This window comes from Lysobacter sp. ESA13C, from assembly GCF_019970005.1.
Taxonomy (GTDB): Bacteria; Pseudomonadota; Gammaproteobacteria; order Xanthomonadales; family Xanthomonadaceae; genus Lysobacter; species Lysobacter antibioticus_B.
In genome coordinates this window covers 338,489-358,771 of sequence record NZ_JAHXYK010000007.1, presented here as the reverse complement: position 1 = coordinate 358,771, position 20,283 = coordinate 338,489, and the positions used below count along the sequence as shown (strand labels likewise).

The 20,283-nt window shown below is 62.6% G+C and carries 12 protein-coding genes and 1 pseudogene; 10 read left to right on the top strand and 3 right to left on the bottom strand.

Going from position 1 to position 20,283, the window contains the following annotated elements; genetic code table 11:
• A pseudogene (locus LC490_RS16405) lies at positions 1-728 on the top strand (hypothetical protein); the annotation flags it as partial.
• A gap of 183 nt (positions 729-911) precedes the next feature.
• On the top strand, positions 912-1,310 hold the full coding sequence (locus LC490_RS16400) for a transposase (protein ID WP_051884863.1): 399 nt from the start codon (positions 912-914) through the stop codon (positions 1,308-1,310).
• A 120-nt stretch (positions 1,311-1,430) separates the two neighbouring features.
• Here LC490_RS16400 and LC490_RS24600 read toward each other — a convergent pair whose 3' ends face one another.
• Positions 1,431-2,078: a response regulator transcription factor gene (locus LC490_RS24600; RefSeq protein WP_051884864.1), complete on the bottom strand. Its 648-nt coding sequence runs from the start codon at positions 2,076-2,078 to the stop codon at positions 1,431-1,433.
• 966 nt (positions 2,079-3,044) lie between these two features.
• On the opposite strand from LC490_RS24600, the gene LC490_RS16390 reads away from it, so the two are divergent.
• From LC490_RS16390 to LC490_RS16360, 7 genes are all read left to right on the top strand, one after another.
• The gene (locus tag LC490_RS16390; RefSeq protein ID WP_223620881.1) at positions 3,045-4,082 is read left to right on the top strand and encodes a LysR family transcriptional regulator; all 1,038 of its coding nucleotides are present in this window, start codon (positions 3,045-3,047) and stop codon (positions 4,080-4,082) included.
• Between the two features lie 256 nt (positions 4,083-4,338).
• Positions 4,339-5,862: a catalase gene (locus LC490_RS16385; protein WP_223620880.1), complete on the top strand. Its 1,524-nt coding sequence runs from the start codon at positions 4,339-4,341 to the stop codon at positions 5,860-5,862.
• A 46-nt stretch (positions 5,863-5,908) separates the two neighbouring features.
• Positions 5,909-6,499 carry an ankyrin repeat domain-containing protein gene (locus LC490_RS16380; RefSeq protein WP_223620879.1) on the top strand — a complete coding sequence of 197 codons (591 nt, stop codon included), beginning with the start codon at positions 5,909-5,911 and terminating at the stop codon, positions 6,497-6,499.
• A 465-nt stretch (positions 6,500-6,964) separates the two neighbouring features.
• The gene (locus LC490_RS16375) at positions 6,965-7,318 is read left to right on the top strand and encodes a YcgJ family protein (protein WP_031371818.1); all 354 of its coding nucleotides are present in this window, start codon (positions 6,965-6,967) and stop codon (positions 7,316-7,318) included.
• An 18-nt stretch (positions 7,319-7,336) separates the two neighbouring features.
• Complete coding sequence (locus LC490_RS16370; protein WP_223620878.1) at positions 7,337-7,945, top strand: superoxide dismutase family protein; 609 nt, start codon at positions 7,337-7,339, stop codon at positions 7,943-7,945.
• Between the two features lie 259 nt (positions 7,946-8,204).
• Positions 8,205-8,711 carry an SgcJ/EcaC family oxidoreductase gene (locus LC490_RS16365; protein WP_031371820.1) on the top strand — a complete coding sequence of 169 codons (507 nt, stop codon included), beginning with the start codon at positions 8,205-8,207 and terminating at the stop codon, positions 8,709-8,711.
• 681 nt (positions 8,712-9,392) lie between these two features.
• Positions 9,393-11,957 carry a M9 family metallopeptidase gene (locus LC490_RS16360; RefSeq protein ID WP_223620877.1) on the top strand — a complete coding sequence of 855 codons (2,565 nt, stop codon included), beginning with the start codon at positions 9,393-9,395 and terminating at the stop codon, positions 11,955-11,957.
• 393 nt (positions 11,958-12,350) lie between these two features.
• Here LC490_RS16360 and LC490_RS16355 read toward each other — a convergent pair whose 3' ends face one another.
• Positions 12,351-16,688, bottom strand: coding sequence for an ATP-binding protein (locus LC490_RS16355; protein WP_223620876.1), 4,338 nt, complete (start codon positions 16,686-16,688; stop codon positions 12,351-12,353).
• Here LC490_RS16355 and LC490_RS16350 point away from each other — a divergent pair.
• A complete protein-coding gene (locus LC490_RS16350; RefSeq protein ID WP_223620875.1) occupies positions 16,638-17,237 on the top strand; it encodes a hypothetical protein in 600 nt (199 codons plus the stop codon). The genes LC490_RS16355 and LC490_RS16350 overlap by 51 nt on opposite strands.
• A 742-nt stretch (positions 17,238-17,979) precedes the next feature.
• Here LC490_RS16350 and LC490_RS16345 read toward each other — a convergent pair.
• Complete coding sequence (locus tag LC490_RS16345) at positions 17,980-20,106, bottom strand: M13 family metallopeptidase (protein WP_223620874.1); 2,127 nt, start codon at positions 20,104-20,106, stop codon at positions 17,980-17,982.
• Between the last annotated feature and the right edge of the window lie 177 nt (positions 20,107-20,283).

Sequence of the window (20,283 nt, the reverse complement as noted above, 5' to 3'; positions counted from 1 at the left end):
TCGATCGTCGTGCGGTCAGCCTCAGCGGCGGCCACACCTCGGCGGCGACGCAGTGGCAGAGCAAGCTGGAATGGCGCGAGGACACCGGTGCGGAGCGTCGCGAGCAGTGGGTCACGACCAACAACCTCACCCACAAGATCAACGAAAGCTTCCGTATCGCGGCTCGTTTCAACTATTCCAAGACCACCGACCAGATCAACGCCCAGGCCGGCGCCAAGTTCATCGAAGGCAACGTCGGTTTCGCCTGGCGGCCGTGGAACAGCACCAAGTACGCGCTGCTCGGCAGGTACACGTATCTGTACGACGTGTCGGCGCTGCCGCAGATCGGCGACAACGTGGCGTTCTACGACCAGCGCAGCCAGATCCTGTCGCTGGAAGGCATTTACAACCCGAACCACCATTGGGAGTTCGCCGGCAAGCTGGCGCGTCGCGAAGGCGAGGTGCGTTACGGCCGTCTGGAAGGGCAGTGGGCCGATTCGGCGACGACCTTCGCCGCGGCGCAGACGCGTTACGAGTTCGCCGAAACCTGGCATGCCCTGGCCGAGTACCGCTGGCTGGGCGTGAGGGACGGCGGCGATCGCCAGGGCTTCCTGATCGGCGTCGACCGCGACATCGGCCGCAACTTCCGCGTCGGCGTAGGCTACAACTTCACCGAGTTCAGCGACGACCTGACCAACTTCGATTACGACCACAAGGGCTGGTTCTTGAACATGGTCGGTACGTACTGATCGCAACCGGCTGTATCTCTTTTAGCCGCCTCCGGAGCTCAGGAGGCGGCCTTACGAAGGCGCGTCGACACGGCTTCCCCTGTCGTTCCAGGCATGACTTGGACGCGGAGCTCGAGAAGATCTCACGGCGCGCCATCGAACAGTGGCGCTGGCCTATTTGAGTGGACTCTTTGAGAGCTTGCTATGAAAGATGAATCGTCGGTGGAACAGAACGTCACCATACTGAATGACTTGGAGTGGCGCCGGATCAATGAGGCGCTTCCGTCGAACCTGGCCGCCAGGGCGAGAAACCAAAAGCAAAAATATCGCGGCTTCGTCGAAGCGGTGCTATGGGTGGCCTGCAACAAGGCCTTCTGGTCCGAGATTCCGGCGATGTACGGCGCTTGGCGGCCTATCTACGTGCGCTACATGCGTTGGTGCAAAGCTGGGGTATGGAAGGTAGTGGAAAAATCGATCGGCCATGAAAAGGCGGTGGTGGCTCAGGCGCTGGGATCGCTCCTGGGGCAGCAGCAGTACTCCCAGCAGAAACGAAGCCTGCGCAGCGCCCGCGGCGTTTCCGAAAGGGTCGATTTCGACCGATAGGGGCGCGAAGATCGAATGCCATGGTCGATTGCGACTCGCTCAGAGCCGTTTCGAAGATCCCGAATGCCGTCGCAACAGCCAGATGATCGAGTCGTAATCGGCGGACTCGATGGCAGAGCCTCATTGAAGCAGGTGGCCTAGCCCGTGCTTCTCGAGATAGCGAAACAGCTCGTCCTTCGATTTCAAGCCCAGCTTGCGCAGGGCGTTGTACTTGTGGGTCGTGACGGTCTTGTAGCTGCGATTGCTGTCCAGGGCGATCGCTTGAAGATTCTCGCCGCGAGCCAACGCCAGGACGACCGCTTGCTCTGAAGAGCTGAGTTGACGCCATGGGTGACTCTTCGCCGAGGCGATATCGATCGCAGGGTCGGTGTAGGTATTGCCGCGCATCACCGCCAGGACTGCCTCGACTATCGTGCTCGGGTGGCTCGACTTCGAAACGAAGGCGCGGGCTCCGGTTTCCAGCGTGGTCAGCGCAAGGGAGGGAAGTTCCGTCCCTGTGTAGATGATCACTTGAAGGCGAGGCTGTTTCTTCAGTACGGCGCGCAGGAGCGGCACGCTTTGGAGTTCTCCGGGCATGTGCAAGTCCATGACCAGATAATCGAAGCGGTCATCCTCGAGAGCCTGCAGTAGACGTTCCCCATCCGAAACCGAATCGATGCGGATACTGTCCGTATCCAAGGCGCTGCCCAGCATTTCGGAGAGCGCGGCGACGATGACCGGGTGATCGTCCGCGATGAGTACCCTGTCGGGGGGGCGCTGGGTACTCACCGGGGTAGCCTGGCGGCAGCCGGAACGTGGCTATCAATAAACACGGAACTTGTCTCCATTTTTCTTGTCACTCACCTCCGCCCTCGCGAGTCGGTGCTGTGCAGTCGGCCGGATGAACTTGTGAGCGTCGCCGATGTGCCGGCAATGAGCTCGGTTCCGACAGGATCGGCCCATCGGCAAGACGCTTCCAGTAAGAGGGCAATTCTACTAGCTGGACACCATGGCGACTGCCCCGTCGGATACTACCAATCGGCTATGCAGGCGGTCGTGCCAGGGAGCCGGGCGTTTCGTCGAGCCGGATGAGGGGGCATGTGCAGCGATTTGGCGGCCGGTGGTGCGTTCGACCTGAGTCCCGACTTCAGCCGGACGCGATGCTTGTGGGCAATAAGGAACTTGTAGCGGCGGTCGCTGATGGGCGCAATCGCATGAAGATGATCGCTACGTGTTAAAGCCAGCATCGCGTCACGTTATGGCGAAGTCGGCGGATGATCAGGACAGTTCTCCTCTGAGATGGCATCGATGGCAGGATCTGCACAAGGTGTCTCGGGAGTAATCGCAGGTAGGCGATCGGCGTTGACGGATCGCGAAGCCTTCGAATGAACAGTTCTCCTTCGAATTCGGTGTTGTCGGCGCAGGGCAAGGAATAAGACCCGGGGGCATGTCGGCTGATCCAGGCGAGGTCGCCCTTCGCGCACGGTATCGCGAATGGGCCGGATTCTTCAGCCGGTTCTGCGTAGGCTCGGCAGGGATCGGATGGCCGATTCGACCGACCTGCGTCATCGGAAACGAAGTCGGGAAGGAACTCCGGCGATTCTTCTGTGCCGAGCGACGGTGCCTAAGACAATTCCCAATTTCCATGCATTGATGTCGAGCATAGTCTGATGAAGCGTACTCCGATAGCGAACTCAATATCGTGCGTTCACCGCGACCTCTCATGTGTGGGCAAACGATTATCGAGCGCAGGTCATGAGGTTGGGTGAAGAGAGCTACGAATTCCCTTCGCGGGGGGATGTCCTCGTCGACGTGGTGGGAATGACCGCATTCGTGGCCGTCGTAGGCGCGGGTAGCTTCACCCGAGCGGCCCAATCGCTGGGCGTGTCGAAATCCGTGATCAGCCGGCGCATAAGCGGCATAGAGAGCCGGATCGGTATGCGGCTGATAGATCGCGGCAGCGCGCGCGTCGGTCCTACCGAGGCCGGAGCGGCTTACTATCTCAAGTGCCAGAGTATTCTCGAAGCGATAGAAGAGGCCAATCACCAGATTGCGAGCTGGAACAGCGGCTTGCGAGGGACGATCGTAGTCTCCGTTTCTTCTTCGCTATGCGTGCCCGCGGTGACGCGGCCGATTGCGGAGTTCGCGCGCTCCTACGCCGATATCAAGCTGAAGATCGATATCGAAGAGCGAGATTCGTCGGTTCGAGAAGCCCGATTCGATGTCGCGATTCGAAGCGGCAGGTCGGCGGATGCCAGTATGGCGGCGCGGGTGATCGGACATAGCGAAAACGTGCTATGTGCCAGCCCAGACTATCTCGAGATGAACGGAACCCCGACATCCGCCGATATGTTGAAGGACCATGATGGGCTTGTACATGCGCGCGAGCACGGGCACGTCGGCGCGTACTGGCTATTGCGCGACGGCGCTCAGTTGCGCTCCTATCCGATCCGCGAGCGGATGCGAAGCGAATGCATACTCCACCTCATGGAGGCGGTGAAGGTCGGTCTCGGCATAGCGCAGTTGCCGGACTACCTGGTGGCAGATGCGTTGCGGAATGGAGAGCTAGTGGCTTTGCTTCCGCAATGCTCGCCTCCTGCAGACCCTATCTCGCTCGTCTATCCGGTCAGTCGCAAGGCCTCGCAGAAGGTGCGGCTCCTGGTCGAGTATCTTGCCGAACGAATGCTGGGTGCGCTGAGCCAGAAAACCGGCGCCGAAGCGATCGCCGAGGCCGGAAATCGTCGTGGTGCGCCGATGAGGCAGGAGAAACAGACCTTCAGTTCGAATCGATAGACGTATTTCATCGCCGGCTCCATGAGGCCGATCACAGCTTGATTCTGCAATAAAAGCCGCGCGGGCCCAGCGCGGCTTTTCTTTTGTGCGATCGATAAGCGGTCAGGTTGCTCGCGATGAATGCAGTCGTTGCCGTGCGCGCAACGAGTGCCGAGGCAATCACTCTTATGAATTGAACCCATCGCGTAAATGTATTGGACGAGGGCGGTCGCCTAAGAAAGTCTATCTCCAGATCTTTCACTCAACGAGTAATCAGATGTACAAGCGAAGTTCGCTTTTCCTCATTGTCATCGCCCAACTCTTCATCGGTCAGGCGCTCGCTCAGTCCCCTCTGACCCAGGACAATGGCGCTCCGGTCGGCGACAACCAGAACTCCCAGACGGCCGGGCCGGATGGGCCGGTCTTGCTTCAAGACGCGCATCTGATTCAGAAGCTGCAGCGATTCGATCGCGAGCGCATTCCCGAGCGTGTCGTCCACGCCAGAGGCACCGGCGCCCACGGGCGGTTCGAAGTCACCGGCGACGTGAGCAAATACACCAAGGCCAAGGTGCTGCAGCCGGGTGCGGTTACTCCGGTATTCGTTCGATTTTCGACCGTGATTCACGGCAATCACTCGCCGGAAACTCTGCGCGATCCGCGCGGGTTCGCGACGAAGTTCTATACCAAGGAAGGCAACTGGGATTTGGTTGGGAACAATCTTCCGGTGTTCTTCATCCGCGACGCGATCAAGTTCCCGGACATGGTGCATTCGCTGAAGCCGAGTCCGGACACCAATCTGCAGGATCCGAACCGCTTCTTCGATTTCTTCTCGCACGTTCCCGAGGCCACGCATATGCTGACCCGGGCCTATTCCGACTACGGAACCCCGCGAAGCTATCGCGAAATGGACGGCAGCAGCGTCCACGCCTACAAGCTGGTCAATGAACGTGGCGAGTACGTCTATGCCAAGTTGCGTTGGGATAGCCGTCAAGGCGAGCACAATCTGACGGCGAAACAGGCGGAGCAAGTTCAGGGCCGGGACTTCAATCACGCCACCAACGATCTGATCTCGTCTATCAAGCGCGGCGACCATCCGCGCTGGGATCTGTACATGCAGATCCTCACGCCCGGTCAACTGGACGATTTCGACTTCGATCCGCTCGACCCGACCAAGGTCTGGTCCGGAGTGCCCGAGGTCAAGGTCGGAACCATGGTCCTGGACCGGAACCCGGCGAATATCTTTCAGGAGACAGAGCAGTCGGCGTTTGCTCCGTCCAACCTGGTTCCAGGCATCGAGCCGTCCGAAGATCGATTGCTCCAGGGGCGCTTGTTCGCCTATGCCGATACTCAGTTGTATCGCGTCGGGACCAACGTGGCTCAGTTGCCGATCAACGCTCCGAAGTTGCAGATCAACAGCAACAACCAAGACGGCGAATCGAATGCCGGGGCGCGCACCGGAAGCGTGAACTACGAGCCCTCGCGCCTGGCGCCGAAACCGCAGGACAGCAAGCACAAGTACAGCGAGCTGCCGCTGTCCGGGACTACACAGCAGAAGCGGATCGCGAAGACGCTCAATTTCCGCCAGGCAGGCGAGTTCTATCGGTCGCTATCCGCGACGGACAGGAACAACTTGATCGCCAATCTGTCAGGGGATCTGGGACGTGTAAGCGACGATGTCGCGCGCTACACGATGCTCTCGTACTTCTACAAGGCCGACGCAAGCTACGGCCAAGGTCTCGCCAAAGCGTTGAAGACCGATGCCGCCCGCGTGAAGTCCCTCGCAGACGCCTTGAGTGAATAAGGCCTGGTCTTCAGTGGAGTGCGCTATGCAGCGATTTGTATGGGTAATGACTCTTGTACTGGCTCTGCCGGCGGCCGCTCTGGCAGAGGAACCCGCCGGCACGGTGAGGAAATCCAGGCAGGAACTCGCGGAGTATCTGTTCGAAGCGGCACGAATCGGAGACGCCGATCTGATTCGTAGCCTCGCGAAGAGCGGCGTCGATCTCGATGCTCGGAACGCAAAGGGGTTTACGCCACTGATCCTGGCGACCTACCACGGACGGGACGCCGCGGTTCAAGCGCTGTTGCAAGCTGGCGCTTCCCCCAACGTGGCCGATGGCGAGCGCGGAAACACCGCGTTGATGGGGGCTCTGTTCAGGGGCGTGGACGATGCGGTCCGGCGGCTGTTGGACGATCCTCGCACCGAGGTCAATCAACGCAATAGCGCAGGTCAGACTGCGGCAATGTATGCCGCACTGTTCTCGCGCGACCAATGGCTGGACGCCTTGGCTAAGCGGGGCGCGGATTTCGGTTTGCGGGACGACGCCGGCGCCGATGCGGAGCAATTGGCCCGTCGGCAAGGCAAGGACGAGCTTGCCGAACGTTTATCCGGCTTGGTCAAGGACGGTCGACCGGCAGAGGCGCCTGCGCATAGGTGATCGACATCTTCCGCTGCCCGCTGCCCGCAGGGGGAAGCCGACACTGAGTTCGATGTTCGTATGACGGATAAGAAAAGTGCCCGGAGCGGCGCACCTGAGAAAAGAGGCGCCGCAACACCGGGTTCCGACGGCCGCGAAAGTATCGAGTCGTTTCTCGCTCGGGGCGGAGTCATCGACAAGCTTGCCCCTGGAGAGTTCGGCCAATCGGCCAGGACGGGGCGTGCGGGCAGAGCCGGGGCTTCGTAGCCGCTATTGCTGCCGATGGCCACTGCGGCACCGAAGGAATGCCGCTGGGCAGCAACAGCGCAGGCTCGTATGTCGCGGCGTGCGGCAACTCGGATCGGTTCAGTCCCTCGGATCTCGGAAGACGGGGGCTGCGCTGCAGCGAAAGGACGAAAAGTAAGTGTAAGGAATAGTGGGTTCTCGGTGTTTCCAACACCGCCCGATGCGAGCGAGAAATTAGACATGACAGAACTGAAGTGCGCCATCTCCTTGTTGATCGCTTTGATTGCGGTGCCGGCTCAGGCCGAGCGGAAGAACGCAGTGCGTTTGGCCGAACCGGGCGTGCTTTGCGATCGCTACGTATGCGCGAACAAAAAGGGGCTTTCGCGGGTGCTGACCGAGAAGCATAACGGCATGAGGACGGCAATGAATGCATTCGCCGATAAGGACATGGATACGTCCGAGTTCACTTTCGCTAACGGAATATTCTGCGATGCGAAAGAGAAGTCGTGCCGTAGGGATCGCTACTACGGGCCGAACGGGCAACGCAGCGCGGTATCCGTGGAATACACGGAACTCCTGTTCGGGAAAAAATAACTTGTCGAGGCTATGACAATGAGCAGCATCAAGGCAAAAACGCGTAGATATTTACGCATCGGCATGGCCTTTGCAGTAGGCCTGGCGATCTCCGGGTGCGGCAATGCCGAGAGGCCATCGCTGTCGGGCGCTGGAGAAGAGGATCAGGTGCTGGCCACGGTAGCGCTGCAGCCCGCCTCGGGGAGTAGCGTCAAGGGGCATCTTTCGGTTTCTCCCAATGGACAGACGATGGCCGTGGCCGGAACCGTCACCGGCTTGACGGCCAGTGGGGTGCATGCGATCCACATCCATGAGAAAGGCGACTGCAGCGCGGCCGATGCCAGCAGCGCCGGGGATCACTTCAACCCATACGGGCATCGGCATGGCAGCGTAAAAAATGGCGAACACCATGTGGGCGACATGGAGAATATTGTCGCCAACGCCCAGGGAGAGGCCATCGTCAAGGCAATCGTGCATGGGGCCAGTCTCGGCGAAGGTGGCCTGAACGACATCGGCGGGCGAGCTTTGGTCATCCACGCGATGCCGGACGACTACGCCAGCCAACCGAGCGGCAAAGCCGGCAAGCGGATAGCTTGCGGAGTGCTGGAGGTGGCGCAGATCGGGGCCGGAAATTCGGCGTCGGGCTGACGGGCGCCGAGAGAGGCCAGCTCGCGCGCGCGACGACCTGAGCGCCGCCGCGCGATTGCATAGATCGCGCCGATTGCAACGGCCGCGGAGCCGCGGCTTCATCGGGTCTCGTGACCCACCGCGCCGCTAACGATTACGCGGGCATGCCACCGCTTGCCTGCCGAACAGACCGAGTAAGGAGCGCCCATGGAAGCGCTCGCATGACGATCCAGTCGAATTCTCTGTGTTCCCAGTCAACCCCCGAATGAGCGACTCCTCAATGAATACCGTTCTAATTACTTCGCTGGTCGCCGCCGCGATGGTGCTCTTGCCCGCATCGATGCCTGTGGGGGCCCGCGCACCGATGGAATCGGCTTGTGTCCAGGTTACCGAGCCCCAGGTCGCGGCTTTGTTCAACCGCTGGAACGATTCGCTGCGCACGGGCGATCCGGACAAGGTTCTTGCCAACTATGCCGAGGACGGCGTGCTGTTGGCGACGCTGTCGAACGAACCGCGTACCAGCCGCGCCGCCATGCGCGACTACTTCGTCAAGTTCCTGAAATCCAAGCCGCAAGGATCGATCGACAAGCGCGTCATCAAGATCGGCTGCAACGTGGCCCAGGACCTGGGCACGTACGCGTTCAAGTTCGCCGACGGAAAAACCGTGCATGCCCGCTATACCTATGTGTACGAGTGGCGCAACGGAAAATGGTTGATTGCGCACCATCATTCTTCGGCCATGCCGGAGCCGATGGCGGGCGCGGATGGCGCTAAACCGCGTCGATGATCGCGGTTGTAGGCGACGCCTGCGAGCCTCGCGATGAGCGCTTCATTCTTCGCTGGCTTCGCGCGAGTCACCGCAGATCCGGCGCGATGGAGCAAGCGCTCGGTATGCCGTCGTCGGTCCATCGAAACAACGGCCGCGTTGCTGTCGGGTTCGCATATGCGGTGGGCCACACTGGTAGAGGCATGGCGGCGACTGGATCTCGGAGATGTCGCTCGACTCCCTTCCGGTTCGTCCGATGCAATGCGTATTCGCATGAGCGTAATAACGCCTTCGCGCGTGATCGATTCGTCGCTTTATGTGATTCGTTGGCTTGAGAATATTGATGAACTAAGAATATTCCTAAGTCTAAGAATGTTCTTAGGGCTAAGAATATTCCTATGCCTGGGAATGTTTCCGTGCCGAGGAACGATACTGAAAATAAGAGTATTCCCAATATTTTTCTCCGTGGCTGCGTGCCTAAATGCTTCCAGGCCATGGAGTCGCATCCGCATCTTGTGGGTGTTGGGGCAAGTCCCGGCAAAGTCATCGGTTCGATGACGGACCCCTCGATCGAGCTTCCAGTGGCTACAAGCCGGCAGTGATTGATAGCTGCCTCTGATGACGCACCGGCCGCGTCTGCTGTATGCCCGATCGGTATGGATGGCAGTCCGTGACGCCGGAACTGGTAAAGGGAGTTTTACGATGTTGCAGCGTTCAAAGAAGAAAGTCGGCTTTGCCGCGGTAGGCGCGGCACTGCTAAGTTTCGTTCTGGTCGGTGTATCCAGTGAGGGCGACGGAAGCTCTGTCTCCGGAGTCCGGGAAGGGGCGGCCGGTCCTGTCGCTGCCGCGGATGCTTGGCTGACGAAGCTGCTCGGCGCGGAAAAATCGGTTCCTTCCAAGGCGCAGAGTGCGAGCTACGCACTTATCAGCCCCGATGGCGCTCCATTGCAAGCGCGCAATTTGTATGCGGCGAATGGACAGGGCGGCGAATACACTCGCTCGGGGTACTCGCATCATCCTGCGGGCATGCGCTCTCGTCCAGGTCCTGCGGCCTCGATGAGCGAAGCGATGTTCGGCGGCGCCCATGTTCAGGGTCAGCCGCTGGAACCGGCCATGGTGCCGCCGAGTCGCGACCCGCAAGCCTATCGGGTCAAGATCGGCGAGGAACAGGAAGCGATAGAAGAGTTCGATCGCAAGCGTCCGTCCCAGAAAGCACAGGCGAAGCGTGCAAGGGAAGGGGCGGGTGCGCTGCACGGGGCCGCGGGAAGCAGCCCGCAGCAGGGGGCCGCCGGACATACAGGCTGCGCATTCGCCGATGCGGTCGGCGCGGATCTGCTGGACAAGCTGAAGCACGCCGACACGGCTTGCGCGAATTCCCAGTTCAATCTCTCCAGGGACGACGCGCTGCGGACCTTCACTAACGAGAAGATGGTCACCGTCGCCGATGAAATCGCCCGGTTAGCCCAGACCTACGACGGCGACAACGACCAGGACATCCTGCAGTTGATCCTCTTCGTCCGAGCCGGATATTACAACCAATTCAAGTACCGGGATCAGGGCCTTGGGGCGTTCAATGCGGCGGTCGGCCAGTCCGTGCGCGCTGGGCTCGATGCGTTCTTCAATAACAACGTGACCATGGCTTTAGAGAACGATGCGCACGGCGAAGTCCTTGCGGAAGCCGTGATCCTGATCGACTCTGCTCGCGAGAACACCCGGTTTCTTTCCAAGATCCGTACCTTGCTCGGCAACTACGATGCCGCTTACGACAATATGTATTTCATGGAGCGGGCGATCAACAACTGCTTCCATGTCCTGTTCAACCAGGGGGTCGAACTGCCCGACTTTACGAGTCAGGTCGCCGCCACGCTGGCCGATACGCTCTCGGGCTTCATCCGCAGCAATATCGGCAAGCTCGGCGGCGGAAAAGAGTATCTTGTGCTCAACGCAGCGCGCGAACTCTCCCGCCAGATGCGGTATTCGGCAACCATCAAGAACTACGCCAGTACCAAAGTCGACGAACTGGCGGACCTGACGGCATTCAACAACTCGACCGCGCCGCTACGCACTATCTTCGGGCAGTACGTCGAAACTTACGATCGCGAGAACTGCCAAAGATACGGCCTGTGTAACTACAAGGAGGAGCTGCGTGCGGCCGTCCTGCCGGTCCAACATGCCTGCAGCCCGACCATCAGCATTCGCGCGCAGAGCATCTCGGCCGAGGAGCTCCGCAAGGCCTGCGATTCCGTCGCCGGCGAGCAGGCCTACTTCCACCGAGTCCTGGCCACCGGCAACCAGGCCGTCGCAAACGACAACAACACCTCGTTGGAAATGGTGATCTTCGATAGTTCGTCCGACTACGGTAGATACTCCAGCGCGATCTACGGAAACGATTCCAACAACGGCGGCATCTATCTCGAGGGCAATCCCGCGGTAGTCGGCAATCAGCCCCGCTTCATCGCCTACGAGGCCGAGTGGATCCGTCCGACGTTCCAGATCTGGAACCTGGAACACGAGTTCGTGCACTACCTCGACGGCCGCTACAACCTGTACGGCGACTTCATGGCGGGCTTCAGCCAAGGCACCGTTTGGTGGACGGAAGGGCTGGCGGAATACATTTCCTGGTCCTACCTGAATCAGGACAATGCCCGTGCTCGCGAACAAGCCGCGCGCAAGCCCTGGACGCTGAGCCAGTTGTTCAAGACCGAGTACGGCGACCAGTCGCGGGTCTATCAGGGCGGCTACTTGGCCGTGCGCTACATGTTCGAGAAGCGCGCCAGCGATGTGAACACGATCCTGTCCTACCTGCGGCCAGGGAACTACGCCGAGTACAAGAACCGCATCGCGGCCATCGGTACGAGCTACGACACGGATTTCAGCAACTGGCTGACCTGCGTTGCCGACGGTACGGCCTGCCAGCAGGTTCCGGAGTGCACCGCGACGGACACGCGTCAGCTCGACAGAAACTGCGCCCGCAGCAACATCTCGCAAACGCGCGGCAATCACGCTCACTTCTACATCCTGGTTCCGGCCGGAACCGCCAGCATGCGGGTCACCGCAACGGGCGGAAACGGTAATGCCGACCTGTTCGTCAATACCTTGGGCGGCTCTGATCCCTGGGCATACAAGACCCGCCACAACTATTGGTCGATGAATGCGGGTAACGAAGAGTCGATCGTGGTGAACAACCCGCCGGGCGGTCAGTACGTCTACATCAGCCTCTATGGGGAGCAGGACTTCAGCGGTGTGCGTTTGACTGTCACCTATTGATCGTGAGGGCACGAAAGAAGGGGCGGGCCCTGGCCCGCCCCTTCTTTGTTGCGGAGAAATAGCGAGAAATACTTGCCGGTCAATGCGGTGCCAAGAGCATTCCGTATACCGGTGTCGCCACATTCCTCGGTAGGTGTCGATATGCGTGTGCGAGTGGCGCCATGGCAACCGCCGCCGGGCTATTACATGCTGTCCGCGATCAGCCAGGACGGCGTGTATTCGGAAGCGTCCGTGGTGAGGATAGGCGCTTAGCCAGCCGGGCGCCGACACCTCGACGAATGAGCCGGTCGTGGGCCGGCGCTTGAGCGATCTATTACCCTCCTCGCCCGACGATTGGATCAGTGGGGGGGGAGGGGCTTTTAAACTGGCATGGAGCCAGGCATCGGATAAGAACTACTCTGCCGCCGCGCGATTTCGGTACGCCTGCACGCGCTCCAGGGTGCGTTGCATTTCGAGCAGCGCGTAATCGGCCCGAGCGTGGAACTCGGTGACGGTGCCCGAATGCTGTTCCAGCGCTTCCAAGGCCGAGGCCGCCGTATCCTCGCCGAGTTGCCGGTATCCCGACTTCAGCTTGTGCGCGAGTTTGCGCAGGGTGTCGCGATCGTCGCTATCGCGGGCGCGGTGCCAGTGCTCGAGATCCGCCAGCGTGCTGTCGGCGAAAACCCCGAGGAGGCGCTGGAGCTTCGCCTCGTCGTTGCCGACGAGCTGTGCGAGTGCGGCGAAGTCCGCCCCGGTCGTGGCCGGTCGGGATGGTTCATCCGCCGGTAGGGGCGGCACGACTTTGGGCAGCATGCGTTCGAGTATCCGTTTCAGGTCCGGCATCTGCAGCGGTTTGGCGAGGTAGGCATTCATGCCCAGGGCCAGACAGCGTTCGCCCTCGCCCAGCAGGGCGTTCGCGGTGATCGCAACGATGTTCAAAGGCGGGCGTCCGCCGGTGGCTTCGGCGTGGCGAATGCGTTCGGTCAGGGCATAGCCGTCCAGGCGCGGCATGTGGCAGTCGGTCAGCAACAGGCGATAACGCTCGGGCTGGGCCTGCAGGAGTTCCCAGGCCTGTTCGCCGTCGATCGCCACATCGCAGCCATAGCCGAGGCGCTGCAGCTGACGGGTGATCACGTCGCGGTTGGTGGCATTGTCCTCGGCAAGGAGGATCTGCGCTTCGGCGTGGTCGCTGCCGGGTATTGCCATGTCCGCGCTGGGCTCGGCCGCGACGGCAGGCACGATCGGGCTGGCCAGACCCAGCGCCTCCTGCATGCCGCGCAACAACGCGCCGCTGGTCAGCGGACTGCCGGTAACCACGGTAATCCCGGGCTCGTCGATGGGTGTCTTTCGTTGGAAATCGGCCCGCACCACGATGAGCGGCAGGCGCGCCGCCGAGGACTGCTGACGCAGCGGGCGCAGCAGCGTGTCGAGGTCTTCGGCGTAGCCTTTGTCGAGCAGGATCAGGCGACGTCGAGAGGGTTCGTCCCCGGCGGTCTCGGCCAGATCGATCCGGCCAAGCAGCTCGCCGAGCGAAGCGATGACGTCGATCCGCACGCCGATATCGGCGCACAGATTTGCCAGCAACATGGCTCGCTCGGCCGATTCGCATAGCGCGAGCGCATGTACATCAGGCAACACGTGTTCCTTGGCTTCGAGGTGCGCCATCGCTTCCATCGGAATGATGGCGCTGAAACGGCTGCCCGACGCGACCGCGCTGTCGCATTCGATCCTGCCGCCCATCAGGGTCGCCAGGTGTTGCACGATCGTCAGGCCCAGGCCGGTGCCGCCGAAGTGGCGGGTCGTGCTTGCGTCGGCTTGCTGGAAGGGCTGGAACAAACTGTCCAGCGTGCGGCGGTCCATGCCGATACCGGTGTCGATGATGTCGAAGCGGATCAGGTAGTGCCCACCGTTTCCGTTGCCGGCGTGCGAGGCGCTCACATACACCCGCACGCCTCCCGTCTCGGTGAACTTGACCGCGTTGCCGATCAAGTTGGTGAGGATTTGACGGACGCGTACGCGGTCGCCAAGCACTCGGCGCGGCACGTCCGCGGCGACGAACACATCGAGATCGGTGCCTTTCTGGGCGGCCTGGCCGCGCAGCGATTCGGCCACGGATTCGGTCAGGCGGCGCAACGACAACGGAGTGTAATCGAGCTTGAGTTTGTGGGCTTCGATCTTCGAAAAGTCGAGGATGTCGTTGATGATGGTCAGCAGCACATAGGCGGAATCCTTGCAGACCCCAAGCAACTGCTGTTGCTCCTGGTTCAACGGGGTTTCGAACAACAGCTCGACCATGCCGATCACGCCGTTAATGGGCGTGCGGATCTCGTGGCTCATCATCGCCAGGAAGCGGCCCTTCGCCTCGGTCGCGAGTTGGGCGTCGTGCCTGGACTGCTCCAGCTCGATCAGCTCGCGCTTTCGTTGTGTCGCGTCGCGGTTCACGCCGATCACATACGCGGATTTCCCGGGCCGCCGGTAGGGGACGGCATGGCCTTCTATCCAGCGCCATTGGTGCTCGTCATCGGTATCGGCCAGACGGAATTCGAAAGCGACGGGGGCATCGTCGCGCAATGCGCCGGCGATGACATCGCGGACGTGATTCAAATCGTCCGGATGTAAGCGCGCAAGCACGGTCTCGGCGGATTGGGCGCCGGCCGGGACGCCCAGGATCTTCGACGCGTGCACATCGAGCTCGGCGTCGTCCGTGGTTACGTCCCAGGCCCAGGTCCCAAAACCGGCTGCATGCAGGGCGACGGACAGACGAGCATTGCTTTCCTTGAGCTGCTCGCGCAAGGCGCGGTGCCGCCAAGCGACGAACGCACGCCCGATGCCGACCAGCAATGCGATGGCCGCGATGGAATAGAGCAGGTAGGCCCAGGCCGTGCGCCAAAGCGGCGGCGTGATTTCGATCGGCAGCGAGAGTTCGGGGCGACCCCAGCGGCCGTCTCGTTGCAACTGGCGGATTTGCAGCGAATAGTGGCCCGGCGGCAGCCGGTAAAAGCTGACCCTGAGGTCGCTGGGCATGTCGTGCCAGCCGTCTTCGAGGCCGTCGAGGCGATAAGACAGGCGACGCGCGTCGCCGAGCACAGCGATGCGGAAGGCCACGTGGCTGTCGCTGTACTGGGCCTTGATCGGCGACAAGCCCTTGCCCTGAAGGTTGATGGTGGAACGCCCGCCGACCTCGTAGCTGCTCAGCACGACCGGCACCGGGGCCGCAAGGCGTATCGTCTGCGGATCGATCCGCCACAGGCCCGTCCAGGTGCCCAGGTACAGGCTCCCATCCACGCTGCGCAGCATCGCCTTGGGATAGATGTCGCTGTCGGGAATGCCGTCCGCGGGCAGGTAACTCTGAAACCGATCGGCCTTCGGGTCCCAGCGCGCGATGCCGCGATAGGTGCCGACCCATAGCCCGCCTTGAGCGTCGTTGGCGACCGCCGAGGCGGTGATGTCGGGCAGCCCTTCGGCGAGGCCGTAACGCTTGAACGCCGGGCGACCGTCGGGGCCGGTGATCAGCCGATTCAGGCCCGCGCGAGTCGCGACCCACAAGCGGCCGTCCTTGTCGGTGTAGGCCTGCACCACATCGTTGTCCGACAGCGTGCTGGGATCGTTGGGCTTGTGCTCGAAGCGGCGCATCCGACCCGTATCGGGCTGGAAGTTGACCAGGCCGTTGACGGTGCCGAGCCAGAGCGACCCGTTCGGCCCTCCGGAAACGTCGTTGACGATGTAGAACCGGTCGCCTCCGACACTGCGCAGCTCTTGCGCTTCGCGATCGAGCAGCGCGAGCCCGCGCAGATGCGAAACCCAGACACGTTTGCGGTCGTCGATATAGATGCCGCTGATGAATAAATGCCGGTTTTCCCTGCCCTTGAGGAAGTAGCGGCTGGTGGATCCATCGGGGCGCCAATGGAGCAAGCCTTCGCGAAGGCTGCTGATCCACAAGCCGCCTTCGTTGTCGCCGATGATGGCGCGCGACCGCTCCGGCAACGGGGTCGAAGCCGTCAGCGGCCGTTGCTCTCCGGTTTGCCGGTCTACCTCGACGATGCCTCCCGGGCAAAGCCCCATGACCAATCTGCGCCGGTCGATCTCGCCCAGCGAGCAGATCTTCAGACCGCCCTTGATGCGGTAGTGGGCGGGGGGCGTCTGGCTCAGACGCAGGCGCGCCAGCCCGGCGCCGCCCATCGCGACCCACAGGTTGTTGCTTCGATCCAGGGTGATTCCGGTGATCGAGCCCGGACGCAGACTGCGCAGGTCGTTCGGGTCGTGGCGCGCGACCGACAGGGTGCCTCGCGCCGGATCGTAGCGATACAGTCCGCTGTCGTAGCCGCCGAACCAGAGTGCGCCGTCGTTCGCGCGGACCAGCCCCGTGGTGAGGGACATCGGCACCGGCATCTGCACGAACTGCGCGGAGCCCGATGCCCAGTGGATGCGCCAGATGCCGCGGTCGACCGCGACCCACAGGCCGTCCGCGTCGGCGGTCATCGCATTGACCGGGCCCTGAAACTGTTCGGGCAGCGCGAGCGACTGCGCGATCTTCGAAGGGGCCGCGGTGTCGATCGCGATCGCGCGCTCGGGGTAGATCACGAACGCTCGCGATCGGTCGGGATTGAGCGCCATCGCCAAGCCGGGTGGCCCGATGCGCGTGGCGACGCCGGTCCGCTCCACGCGCACCACTCCGTCCGGGTTGAGGTACCAGAATCGGCCTTGCGCGTCGGCTTCCAGCCATTCGATGTCGTTCAGCCGGGCGCCGCGCACGGCGAGCTTGGTCAGCTTGCCGGTGCTCGCATCGAGAACCTGCAGCGTGGTGTTGGGCGCAACGATCCACACCGCGTCCCTGGAGGGCGCCAGCAGGTAGTTGAAGCGACTCTCGAGAGTGTCCGGACGAGTGGGGTCGCGATCGAGATCGAAGAAGGTGTGACCGTCGAAGCGATGAATGCCGCGATCGCCTCCGAGCCAGATGAAGCCGTGCGGATCGCTGCGTATGTCGAACAGCTGCGTGCTCTGCAGGCCGTGGGTACGGTCGAAGTACTCGAATTCCGGCTCGCCGGCCGACACCATCTTGACCGGAGGGAGCTGTGCGCCGTTCGATGCCAGGCCCAGGCCGGGCATTGCCCCTGCCATGCACAGCGCGATGATCGGACCGAGCAGGAACCGTCGCATTCAACCTTCCAAGGCAACGCGGGCGACCCGCTCCACGTCGTCTGTTCGCTAGTTCGAGTGAGCCATCCCGGGCTCGCATCGCCGTCGCCAGATTGCGGGGTGGTTCGAGCCGATGTCAAGGTTAAAAGCACGAACAGGCCTTGATTTCAAGGCGTTTTCTGGTTGTTCGTCGCGACTCGGGAAGCTGCCTGCGGTGGCGTTGGATCGAAGCGGCGCCATGCGGATGGTCGGCGAGACCAGACGGCTAGTCGCCCGGGCCGGTGCGGCACAGGCAATCCGGCCGATGAGGGGCTGATGGAGAGGGTGCGCAGGTTTCGACGCCGATCGGGATCAAGGCTACGGCCTGTCCATCCGCCGCGAGATCCTCGGTGTTCGCCTGATCGGAACCACGAGGGGGCATGGAACAACCGATACGGTCGCATGCGAGCTGTGCGAGCTGTGCGAGCGCATATCGCGAATTCCGCGAACGCGAAATTGCCTTTGCAAATGCGTCGAATGGCACGAAAGGCGCCGCTCGTCGGAAACTTCATGCGGGCCTTATGAGCTGTCGGGTCGTGAAGCGTCGCTCGGTCGGCCGCGTACGGTTTGAAGGGCGGCGCAACGTGCAATCGCGCCTTGGCATTACTCGGGTCAGCCATCTCGCTTTGGCCATTGCCGGAGTTGGTGGTGCGAGCGCTTGCATTGGATAGCGATGGCAGGCCGGTCCATCGGCATCTTCTCTATGCCCTGCGCGCGAAACGCGAAGCGAAGTCTTCGCCATCGAGTCCCGCACAGCCCGGGCTGTGCGGAAGACTTCACCAGCGGCCGGCTGAACCGGCCGCGTCGAGATCGGCGGCCTTCGTGTACTCGCTAAGTCCGGAAGTACACGAAGGCGGCATGGCGCCGGTTACCAGATCTTGATGCGCTCGGCCGGCGCCAGGTACAGCTGCTCGCCCGGCTTTGCGCCCCAGGCGTCGTACCACGCGTCGATATTGCGCACGGTCTGTGCGCGCTGTGCCGCCGGCGCGTGGCCGTCGGTGAGCAGGCGCTGGCGCAACGCGGCGTCGCGGATCTTGCCGCGCCAGGTCTGGGCGTAGGCAAGGAAGAAGCGCTGGTCGCCGCTCAGGCCGTCGATCACCGGCGCGGGCTTGTCGCCGAGCGATTTGCGGTAGGCCATGTAGGCGATGGTCAGGCCCGACACGTCGGCGATGTTTTCGCCGGAGGTCTGCTTGCCGTTGACGTGTAGGCCGGGCAGCGGCTCATAGGCGCTGTACTGGGCGGCAAGCTTCTTGGTCGCTTCCTGGAAATGTTGCGTGTCCGACGGGGTCCACCAGTTGGCCAGGCGGCCCTGGGCGTCGAATTCCGCGCCGGTGTCGTCGAAGCCGTGGCTGATCTCGTGGCCGATGACCGCGCCGATCGAGCCGTAGTTCGCGGCCGGGTCGGCCTCGGGATCGAAGAACGGCTTGTCGAGGATCGCCGCGGGGAAGTTCATCGCGTTCTGCAGCGGCAACTGCACTGCGTTGACCGTCTGCGGCGTCATCCACCATTCGCCGCTGTCGACCGGTTGGCCGAGCTTGCCGAGTTGGTGTCGATACTCGTGCAGCTCCGCGCGCAGGCGGTTGCCCAGGGCATCGTCGGCGCGGACCTCGAGCTTGGCGTAGTCGCGCCAGCGCTCCGGGTAGCCGACGCTGACGCGCATCGACTTCGCCTTCTCGCGGGCCTTGGCCTTGGTCTGCGGCGTCATCCAGGCGAGCGAGTCTACCCGTTCGTCGAATGCGGCGAGGATGTTGTTCACCATTTCCTCGACCTTCGCCTTCGACGAGGCCGGGAAGTATTTCTCGGCGTACAGCTTGCCTACCGCGTCGCCGAGCGAGTGGCTGGTCGCGTCGAGCGCGCGCTTGCCGCGCGCGCGCGCCTGCGGCGTGCCCGCGAGGGTGGTGCCGTGGAAGCCGAAGGCGAGGTCGATGTAAGCCTTGGGCAGCTCGCCGGGGCCGCGCAGGGCCTCGTTCCAGGCGGCATGATTCAGGGCGTGGAAAGCGAGGTAGTCCTTCCATGCCGGCAAGGGTTCGCTGCCCACCAGGGCGGCGATGCCGGCGATCGCGCCCGGCTGCCAGACCACGATCTTCGGCTGCGCATCCAAGCCGGCCGCGGCGAAGAACGCGTTCCAGTCCATGCCCGGGGCGCGTTGCGCGAAGGCCACGGTTTCCCAGGGATTATTGGCCTTGTGCACGTTCTGCGAATCGATCAGCGGCGCATGCGCCTTCGCGATCTTCGTCTCCAGTGCGAGGATCGACTTCGCCTTGGTCTCGGCATCGGCGATGCCCGCCTGCTTCAGCAGCGCGGCCACGTAGGTTTCGTAGGCTTTGCGTGCGTCTGCCATCTCTTTGTCGGCAGACAGGTAATACTCGCGGTCGGGCATGCCCAGGCCGCCCTGCATCAGGGTGGCGACATAAGCCCGCTCCTGCAGGCCCTGGGCGACGAACACGCCGAACAGATTGGCGGTGTGGAAGTTGGTGGCGTTGAGCGGGTCGGTATCGGCACGCACGCTGGCGCCGAGCACGCGAGACAGGTCGCCGCGCGAGGCGATCGCCGCTACCGCATCCAACTGCGGTTGCAGCGCCTGCAGGCCGCGCTTCTCGATGCCGGCTTCGTCCAGATAGGCGGCGTGGAAATCGGCGATGCGGCGCGCGTCGCTGCCGGGTGCCGGTTTGGCGGCGGCCAGTTCTGCGATCAGCGCGGCGTTGCGTCGTTCGGCGGTCTCCAGCAGCACGGTGAACGCGCCGTAGTTGGAGCGGTCCGCGGGGATCTCGAAGGTCTTGCGCCAACCGCCGTTGGCGAACGCGTCGAAGTCGTCGCCCGGCTTCACCGCCTTGTCCAGGCCGGTCAGGTCGATGCCGGATTTCGCCGCCGCGGCCGCGGTCTTTGCCGGGGCAGGAGCGGAAGTGGTGTCGGTCGGGGCCGGTTTGCATGCGGTAAGGCTGGCGGCCAATGCGAGGGTCAATCCGAGGCACAGAACGTTCGGTCGGTAGGGCATCGTCGTTTTCCGAGGCGGAAGCTTGGAGGGATGGCCGACGTCATCGCCGGAACCCTAGTCGCCGCTCGCGGGGCGGCAGGTTCCGGCCGGCGATCGGCTGACGGTCGGCCGGCGATCCGGGATCGACGGCCGGCGGCCTTCGAATAGCGGCCCATTGTGCTTCAGCTTGTCCTCGGC

Coding starts and splice junctions, on each gene's coding strand:
- LC490_RS16360 (WP_223620877.1), top strand. CDS start 9,393: ATGTTGCAGCGTTCAAAGAAGAAAGTCGGCTTTGCCGCGGTAGGCGCG.
- LC490_RS16345 (WP_223620874.1), bottom strand. CDS start 20,106: ATGCCCTACCGACCGAACGTTCTGTGCCTCGGATTGACCCTCGCATTG.
- LC490_RS16400 (WP_051884863.1), top strand. CDS start 912: ATGAAAGATGAATCGTCGGTGGAACAGAACGTCACCATACTGAATGAC.
- LC490_RS16380 (WP_223620879.1), top strand. CDS start 5,909: ATGACTCTTGTACTGGCTCTGCCGGCGGCCGCTCTGGCAGAGGAACCC.
- LC490_RS16385 (WP_223620880.1), top strand. CDS start 4,339: ATGTACAAGCGAAGTTCGCTTTTCCTCATTGTCATCGCCCAACTCTTC.
- LC490_RS16365 (WP_031371820.1), top strand. CDS start 8,205: ATGAATACCGTTCTAATTACTTCGCTGGTCGCCGCCGCGATGGTGCTC.
- LC490_RS16390 (WP_223620881.1), top strand. CDS start 3,045: ATGAGGTTGGGTGAAGAGAGCTACGAATTCCCTTCGCGGGGGGATGTC.
- LC490_RS16375 (WP_031371818.1), top strand. CDS start 6,965: ATGACAGAACTGAAGTGCGCCATCTCCTTGTTGATCGCTTTGATTGCG.
- LC490_RS16370 (WP_223620878.1), top strand. CDS start 7,337: ATGAGCAGCATCAAGGCAAAAACGCGTAGATATTTACGCATCGGCATG.